The following is a 7070-nucleotide window of genomic DNA, read 5'->3' on the forward strand; positions in this document are numbered from 1 at the left end:
GAGGCCCGGGTCGCCCGCCCCGGGCCTCCGCCCCGGGCGCGGGGAGGCCCGGCCCGCCGGGAACGGCACGAGGCCGGACGGGCGTGCCGTCCGGCCTCGGTGCTCGTGTCCGCCGCGCTCGGCGCCCCCACGGGCGCTCGGCGCGCGCGTCAGCCGACGCGCCCGCGCACCACCGCGACCGCCTCGGCGAGCGGGATCGCCTCCTGCTCACCGCTGGCCATGTCCTTGAGCTGCACCACGCCCTCGGCGAGATCGCGCTCGCCGAGCACCAGGGCGAAGCGGGCACCGGAGCGGTTGGCCGCCTTCATGGCCGCCTTCACACCCTTGCCGCCGTAGGAGAAGTCCGTCGCCACCCCGGCCCGGCGCAGCTCGGTGACCACGCCGAAGAGCGTCCGGCGGGCCTCCTCGCCGAGCGGCACGGCGAACACGTCGGTGGTGGCGGGCAGTCGGAGGTCGACGCCCTCCGCCTCCAGGGCGAGCACGGTGCGGTCCACGCCGAGGGCCCAGCCGACGGACGGCAGGGCGGGCCCGCCGATCATCTCGGAGAGGCCGTCGTAGCGACCGCCGCCGCCGACCGCCGACTGCGAGCCCAGGCCGTCGTGGACGAACTCGAAGGTGGTGCGGGTGTAGTAGTCCAGGCCGCGGACCAGCTTCTCGTCGTCCTCGAAGGCCACGCCGGCCGCCGTCAGCAGCTCGCGCACCTCCTCGTGGTACGCCTTGCACGCGTCGCACAGGTAGTCGCGCAGCATCGGCGCGCCCACCAACTGCTTCTGCACCTCGGCGCGCTTGTCGTCGAGGACCCGCAGCGGGTTGATCTCGGCGCGGCGGCGGGTGTCCTCGTCCAGGTCCAGGTCGCGCAGGAAGCCCTGGAGCGCCTCGCGGTAGACCGGACGGCACTCCTTGTCGCCCAGCGAGTTGAGCAGGATGCGGAAGTTCCGCAGGCCGAGCGAGCGGTACGCCTGGTCGGCGAGGATGATCAGCTCGGCGTCCAGCGCCGGGTCCTCCGTGCCGATCGCCTCGGCGCCGACCTGCGAGAAGTGCCGGTAGCGGCCCTTCTGCGGGCGCTCGTAGCGGTAGTAGGAACCGGAGTACCAGAGCTTGACGGGGAGGTTGCCCGCCTTGTGGAGGTTGGCCTCCAGCGCGGCGCGCAGCACGGAGGCGGTGCCCTCGGGGCGCAGCGCGAGGTTGTCCCCGCCCTTGGTGGTGAGGGTGTACATCTCCTTCGTCACGATGTCGGTGGACTCCCCGACACCGCGCGCGAACAGCTCGACGTTCTCGAAGCCGGGCGTCTCGATGTAGCCGTAGCCGGAGTTGCGCAGCGGCGCGGCGATGGCCTCGCGCACCGCGAGGAAGGCCGCCGAGTCGGGCGGCAGCAGGTCGTAGGTGCCCTTGGGGGCCTTGAAGGTGCTCACGAAAAACTCGTCACAATCCTCGTCGTGAAGCCGGGGTCCCGGCTCCGAGGCCGGCGGCCACCTCGCGCAGATACGGGTTGGTGGCGCGCTCGCGGCCGATGGTCGTCTGGGGGCCGTGGCCGGACAGCACCACGGTCGAGTCGTCGAGCGGCAGGCACACACGGGCCAGGGACTCGAGCATCTCGGCGTGGTCGCCGCCGGGCAGATCGGTGCGTCCGATGGAGCCGGCGAACAGCAGGTCGCCCGAGAAGAACACCGACGGGATGTCCGCCCCGTCGGGCGCCTCGGGCATCCGGAAGGTCACCGACCCCTTGGTATGGCCCGGCGCGTGGGCGACCCGGAACTCCAGCCCGGCGAGCTCCAGCACGCTCCCGTCGGCCAGTTCCCGCAGGTCGTCCGGCTCGCCCACGGTGAGCTCGCCCAGCAGCGGCATGCCGATCGACCGCCCCAGCGCCTTCTCCGGGTCGCTCATCATGTAGCGGTCCGCGGGGTGAATCCAGGCGGGCACGTCATGCGCGCCGCAGACCGGGACCACCGAGGCGACATGGTCGAGATGGCCATGCGTGAGGACGACGGCGACGGGCTTGAGCCGATGCTTGGCCAGCGCCTCCTCGACTCCCTGGGCGGCCTGATGGCCCGGGTCGATGATCACGCACTCCTCGCCGGCGGCGGGGGCGACCAGGTAGCAGTTGGTGCCCCAGGCCCCGGCGGGGAACCCGGCAATGAGCACGATCGTCCTTAATGAGTCGTCGAGTACGAGATCTGAGCAGATCAGAGCCTACCGGCGCGGGAGCGGCCACGGCGAACCCATACGGGGTCGGAGCGGCGAAATCCGTATACCGTACGGCTCACGTCGACCGGGGCGGCACCCGCGCCGGCCGGCCCATGAGGACACGAGGACGAGACGGTACGAGGAGAGCCCGGTGGTCTCGAAGGATCAGCGACGACGTCAGCTCGCGCGGGAGAAGTTCGAGCGCCAGCAACAGCGGCGCGCCGAGCAGCGGCGCAAGGCCCGCGTCCGCAACGCGGCGATCGCGGCCGCGGTGGCCGTGGTGGTCGCGCTCGGCGCGACGGCCTACGCCGTCGGCGGCCTCGGCGGCGGCGACGCCAAGGGCGACAGCGCGGCGCCGAGCCCGTCGGCGAGCAGCAAGGCCCCGGACCCGTGCGCCAAGCCCGCCCCCGGTGAGCCGTCCGGCAGAACCTGGGACAAGGAGCCGGCGATGACCATCGACACGGCCGCGGCCCACACCATGAAGCTGAAGACCACCTGTGGCGACATCGACCTGGCGCTGCAGGCGGACAAGGCGCCGCACACCGTCAACTCCTTCGCCTTCCTGGCCGGGCAGGGCTACTTCGACCACACCAAGTGCCACCGCCTGACCACCTCGGGCATCTATGTGCTCCAGTGCGGCGACCCCAAGGGCACCGGCATGGGCGACCCGGGCTACAAGCTCAAGGACGAGAACCTCAAGGACGAGCGGCTCAAGGGCGGCGTCTACCCCGCGGGCACGGTGGCGATGGCGAACGCCGGGCCGAACACCGGCGGCAGCCAGTTCTTCCTCGTCTACCAGGACAGTCCGCTGCCGGCGAACTACACCCCGTTCGGCACCGTCTCCGAGGCCGGCATGGCCGTGCTGAAGAAGATCGCCGCGGCGGGCGAGAGCGGTGGCGCCGGGGACGGCGCGCCCAACGCGACCGTGGTCATCGACAAGGCGACCGTCACCGCCTCCTGAGGCCCGACCGGGGAATTTCGGTCGCGCTGGATGCGGACAGCCGACCCGCCGTTCGCCTATGTTGGCGTTGTGCGGGGTGACTGCTCCGGCGAGCCATGTGCGGCGGTGCGATGGACCGCGCCGGCCGCCCGTCGGAACCGGCTCGGGCGGAGCCGCCCCGGCCCCTCCTGCCCGAAGGGGGCGGGGAGGGATGAACTGTGGACGATGCCCGCGGGCCATGGGCCCGCCGGGCATCATGTGGAGGAGGCGCTGTGAGCAGCGACCCATGGGGCCGCGTCGACGAGACGGGGACCGTTTACGTGCGTACAGCCGACGGCGAGCAGGTCGTCGGATCGTGGCAGGCGGGATCTCCCGAGGAGGCCCTCGCCTACTTCGAGCGCAAGTACGACGGGCTCGTCGTAGAGATCGGCCTCCTCGAACGCCGGGTGGGGACCACCGATATCTCCACCAAGGACGCCCTGACCGCCATCGAGCATCTGCGCGCACAGGTCGACGAGCACCACGCCGTCGGTGACCTCGACGCCCTGCGCCAGCGCCTCGACAAGCTGGTCGGCGACGTGGAGTCGCGCCGCGAGGAGCGCAAGGCCGCCAAGGCCAAGCAGGCCGAGGAGGCCCGCAAGGCCAAGGAGGCGCTGGTCGCCGAGGCCGAGGAGCTGGCCGCGAGCGAGCAGTGGCGGGCGGCAGGCGAGCGGCTGCGGGCCCTGGTGGACACCTGGAAGGGTCTGCCGCGGCTGGACCGCAAGTCGGACGACGAGCTGTGGCACCGCTTCTCGCACGCCCGGTCGGCGTTCTCCAAGCGGCGCAAGGCGCACTTCGCGGCCCTGGACGCCCAGCGCGAGGAGGCCCGCAAGGTCAAGGAGAAGCTGGTCGCCGAGGCCGAGGCGCTGTCCGGCTCCACCGACTGGGGGCCGACCGCGGCCCGGTACCGCGAGCTGATGGCGGAGTGGAAGGCGGCCGGGCGGGCCCAGCGGGAGGCCGAGGACGAGCTGTGGAACCGCTTCCGCGGCGCCCAGGACGTGTTCTTCCAGGCGCGCGGCGAGGTGTTCGCCGAGCGCGACGCGGAGCAGCAGGCCAACCTCACGCGCAAGGAGGAGCTGGCCGTCGAGGCGGAGAAGCTGCTCCCGGTGACGGACCTCAAGGCGGCGCGGGCAGCGTTCCGGGCGATCAACGAGCGCTGGGAGGCCATCGGCCATGTGCCGCGGGACGCCCGGCCGCGGATCGAGGGCCGGATGCACGCGGTGGAGCGGGCGATCCAGGAGGCCGAGGAGGCGGAGTGGCGCCGTACCAACCCCGAGGCGCGGGCGCGTGCCGCCGGGCTGACGGGGCAGCTCCAGGCGGCCGTGGACAAGCTGCGCGCGCAGGTCGACCAGGCCCGTGCGGCGGGTAACAACGCCCGGGCGGACAAGCTGGCCAAGGAGCTGGAGGGGCGGCAGGCGCTGCTCGACCAGGCGCTGAAGGGCCTGGAGGAGTTCGGCGGCTGACGCCACCCGGACCCGCCCCGCCGCTCACGGCGGGACACATGAGTGGGCCCCGGTACGCGATCGCGTACCGGGGCCCACTCATCTGCGCCGGAGGGTGGCGTGGCCCGCGGGCCGGGCGGCTACTGCCGGCGGGCGGAGGTGACGCGGTAGACGTCGTAGACGCCCTCCACGCCGCGCACCGCCTTGAGCACATGGCCCAGGTGCTTCGGGTCGCCCATCTCGAAGGTGAAGCGGGAGGTGGCCACCCGGTCGCGGGAGGTCTGGACCGCGGCGGACAGGATGTTCACATGCTGGTCGGAGAGGACCCGGGTGACGTCCGACAGCAGCCGGGACCGGTCCAGCGCCTCGACCTGGATGGCGACCAGGAAGACGGAGGACTGGGTCGGCGCCCACTCCACGTCGATGATCCGCTCCGGCTGCTGCGAGAGCGAGTCGACGTTCACACAGTCCTGGCGGTGGACCGATACGCCGCTGCCCCGGGTGACGAACCCGATGATGGGGTCGCCGGGGACCGGCGTGCAGCAGCGGGCCAGCTTCACCCAGACGTCGTCCACGCCCTTGACCACCACGCCCGGATCGGCGCTGGAGCGCCGCTTGGCGCGGCTGCGCAGCGGCGGCGCGGACTCGGCGATGTCCTCGTTGGCGGCCTCTTCGCCGCCCAGGGCCTGGACGAGCTTCTGGACGACGTTCTGCGCCGAGACATGGCCCTCGCCGATGGCCGCGTAGAGCGAGGAGATGTCGGGGTAGCGCATCTCGTGCGCGAGGGTGACCAGGGAGTCGCCCGTGAGGATGCGCTGGATCGGCAGGTTCTGCTTGCGCATGGCCCGCACGATGGCGTCCTTGCCCTGCTCGATCGCCTCGTCGCGGCGCTCCTTGGAGAACCAGGCACGGATCTTGTTGCGGGCGCGCGGGGACTTGACGAAGCCGAGCCAGTCGCGGGAGGGGCCGGCGCCGGGGGCCTTGGAGGTGAAGACCTCCACCAGGTCGCCGTTGTCCAGGGTCGATTCGAGCGGCACGAGCCGCCCGTTGACCCGGGCCCCTATGGTGCGGTGGCCGACCTCGGTGTGCACGGCGTAGGCGAAGTCGACGGGGGTGGCGCCGGCCGGCAGGGCAATGACATCGCCCTTGGGCGTGAAGACGAAGACCTCGTTGCGGGACAGGTCGAAGCGCAGGGACTCCAGGAACTCCCCCGGGTCCTCCGTCTCCTTCTGCCAGTCCAGCAACTGCCGCAGCCAGGCCATGTCGTTGACGGTGTCCTGGCCGGCGCCCTTGCCGGTGTGCCGGGGCACGTCGGTGCGGACCTTGGAGGCCCCGGCGACGGCCTCCTGCTTGTACTTCCAGTGCGCGGCGATGCCGTACTCCGCGCGGCGGTGCATGTCGAAGGTGCGGATCTGGAGCTCGACCGGCTTGCCGCTGGGGCCGATGACCGTCGTGTGCAGCGACTGGTACATGTTGAACTTCGGCATCGCGATGTAGTCCTTGAACCGGCCGGGGACCGGATTCCATCGCGCGTGGATGGTGCCGAGCGCCGCGTAGCAGTCCCGGACGGTGTCGACGAGCACCCGGATGCCCACCAGGTCGTAGATCTCCGCGAAGTCCCGGCCGCGGACGATCATCTTCTGGTAGACGGAGTAGTAGTGCTTGGGGCGGCCGGTCACGGTCGCCTTGATCCGGGCGGCGCGCAGATCGCCCTGCACCTGGTCGGTGACGATCGCCAGATACTCGTCCCGCTTGGGGGCGCGCTCGGCGACCAGGCGCACGATTTCGTCGTACATCTTGGGGTAGAGGATCGCGAAGGCGAGGTCCTCCAGCTCCCATTTGATGGTGTTCATGCCCAGCCGGTGCGCCAGCGGGGCGTAGATCTCCAGGGTCTCGCGGGCCTTCTTCTCCTGCTTCTCCCGCTTGAGGTAGCGCATGGTGCGCATGTTGTGCAGGCGGTCCGCGAGCTTGATGACCAGGACGCGCGGGTCCTTGGCCATGGCGACGACCATCTTGCGCACGGTCTCGGCCTGCGCGGCCTCGCCGAACTGCACCCGGTCGAGCTTGGTGACGCCGTCGACGAGCAGGGCGACCTGATCGCCGAAGTCGCGGCGCAGGTCGTCCAGGCCGTACTCGGTGTCCTCGACGGTGTCGTGCAGCAGCCCGGCCATCAGCGTGGCCGGGTCCATGCCGAGCTCGGCGAGGATCGTGGTCACCGCGAGCGGGTGGGTGATGTACGGGTCGCCGCTCTTGCGCTTCTGGCCGCGGTGCCAGCGCTCGGCGACCTGGTACGCCTTCTCCACCTGGCGCAGCGTGGCCGTCTCGATCTTCGGATCGTTGCTGCGGACGATCCTCAGCAGCGGTTCGAGCACGGGGTTGTACGGGCTCGAACGCTGGACGCCGAGCCGGGCCAGCCGGGCCCGCACCCGGTTGGAGGACCCGGAGCGGGCGGGGGTGGCTGGGGC

General features: G+C 71.7%; 5 protein-coding genes. 2 read left to right on the plus strand and 3 right to left on the minus strand.

What is annotated here, in order from left to right; translation table 11 throughout:
• Nucleotides 1-149: 149 nt before the first annotated feature.
• The gene (hisS, locus tag ACSNOD_RS26535) at nt 150-1412 is read right to left on the minus strand and encodes a histidine--tRNA ligase (protein ID WP_436769591.1); all 1263 of its coding nucleotides are present in this window, start codon (nt 1410-1412) and stop codon (nt 150-152) included.
• Between the two features lie 10 nt (nt 1413-1422).
• Nucleotides 1423-2142 carry an MBL fold metallo-hydrolase gene (locus ACSNOD_RS26540; RefSeq protein ID WP_436769592.1) on the minus strand — a complete coding sequence of 240 codons (720 nt, stop codon included), beginning with the start codon at nt 2140-2142 and terminating at the stop codon, nt 1423-1425.
• Nucleotides 2143-2335: 193 nt separating this feature from the next.
• On the opposite strand from ACSNOD_RS26540, the gene ACSNOD_RS26545 reads away from it, so the two are divergent.
• Both ACSNOD_RS26545 and ACSNOD_RS26550 read left to right on the plus strand, forming a co-directional pair.
• Nucleotides 2336-3145, plus strand: coding sequence for a peptidylprolyl isomerase (locus ACSNOD_RS26545; protein WP_436769593.1), 810 nt, complete (start codon nt 2336-2338; stop codon nt 3143-3145).
• A 251-nt stretch (nt 3146-3396) separates the two neighbouring features.
• On the plus strand, nt 3397-4626 hold the full coding sequence (locus ACSNOD_RS26550; protein WP_436769594.1) for a DUF349 domain-containing protein: 1230 nt from the start codon (nt 3397-3399) through the stop codon (nt 4624-4626).
• A 119-nt stretch (nt 4627-4745) separates the two neighbouring features.
• Here ACSNOD_RS26550 and ACSNOD_RS26555 read toward each other — a convergent pair.
• A partial coding sequence (locus ACSNOD_RS26555) for a RelA/SpoT family protein (RefSeq protein WP_436769595.1) occupies nt 4746-7070 on the minus strand: 2325 nt, incomplete at its 5' end.

Source organism: Streptomyces sp. URMC 123, from assembly GCF_051386515.1.
In the GTDB taxonomy this organism is placed as follows: Bacteria; Actinomycetota; Actinomycetes; order Streptomycetales; family Streptomycetaceae; genus Streptomyces.